Source organism: Robertmurraya kyonggiensis, from assembly GCF_005116465.1.
Taxonomy (GTDB): domain Bacteria; phylum Bacillota; class Bacilli; order Bacillales; family Cytobacillaceae; genus Robertmurraya; species Robertmurraya kyonggiensis.
In genome coordinates, this window is sequence record NZ_SWBM01000062.1 from 1 (window position 1) to 1,201 (window position 1,201).

Annotated in this window: 1 protein-coding gene and 1 pseudogene; both read left to right on the top strand. The window is 61.9% G+C overall.

From position 1 onward, the window contains the following. Positions 1-489: pseudogene (locus FA727_RS24260) on the top strand (hypothetical protein); the annotation flags it as partial. Positions 490-534: 45 nt separating this feature from the next. Next, on the top strand, positions 535-990 hold the full coding sequence (locus tag FA727_RS23830; RefSeq protein WP_136833924.1) for a hypothetical protein: 456 nt from the start codon (positions 535-537) through the stop codon (positions 988-990). Positions 991-1,201 lie beyond the last annotated feature (211 nt).

Here is a 1,201-nt window from a genome sequence, read left to right on the forward strand (position 1 = left end):
CTTATTTTTTCGAAGAAGGCTTATCTCTTTTTCTTTTCGCAGGAACTCCGCAAACAGGCGTTCGCGAAGAACGACCAGATTGCGGAGTTATCGCTGGAGCTCCGTCGCTTGTCCGGGGCGCTCGAGGCTCGAGACCGCCAGCTGGACGACCTTCGAGGTGCTCGGGACCAGGCCCTCGCCCAGGGTCGGGAGAAGGGCGAGGTCATCGCTCGCCTTGAAGGCTCGGCCAGCGCCCTCCGCGAGCAGCTCGCGAACCGCAATGACTGGCTGGAGAACGAGCGGGCTGCGCGTCGCGCGGCGGAGCTGGCGGTCGAGGAAGAGCGGCGTCTCGCGGTCGAGGCTCGAGACCGGCTCGAGCGGGAGCAGACTGCTCGGGCCACGGCGGAGCGGCAGGCGCGAGAGGTGGAGCAGCGGGCCCAGGAGGCGGAGAGGGCCCTCGAGGCTACTCAGGGACAGGTCGAGGGTAAGCTGATTTGGCTCGAGCTCTGACCCTTTCGTTTTGTTGCTTTTTGGCTGACTCTTGTTGGTGCAGCATTGAAGCAGGCGCTTCAGGCCGAGACCGAGTCGAAGGAGGCCGTGCTGGTGGCGCAGACGGAGACCCAGCGCGAGCTTGATGAGATGGTGCAGGCAGCCTCGGCCGCCAGCAACGAAATTGCTGGTACCGGCCTGCAGTCCGGGAGCTCCCTCGCCAGTCGCCTTCGAGCGCTTGGGGGGCACTTCACCTCGCGTGTGAAGGAAGCCCTTCTGCTCGGGGTTCGGAAGGCGCTTGGAGTGGTCACGACCCACTACCAAGCGGACCTCTCGAAGCTCGCCGCCGGGTACGTCGTCGCCGACACTCTTAACGACGAGGAGGCAGTGGCGGTGATGGAGGAAGCCGATGCTGCTGCCGACGGAACGGCGCGAGTGCTTGCTGGCCACTTCGAGGGCGTCCTCTTTCCTGGCGAGGATGGCGGCGGCTGGGACGACCTTGGCGGCGGGGGTGATCCCTGAAAGTCTCGGGCCATCGAGCCCGAGTGTAAAAAGTAGTTTAGGAATTCGGACTTTTTTGATGTAAGATTAATTCGCCTACATCCTAATCAACATCGTTTATTTCGGTTTAAACGGGATGTTATTTTCGTGCGGTATCTTTGCGACGCGCATTGTGTCCGATGCATGTGCCTCGAGAGGGAAACGTCACTCGGATCGATCGTACGTGAATGAC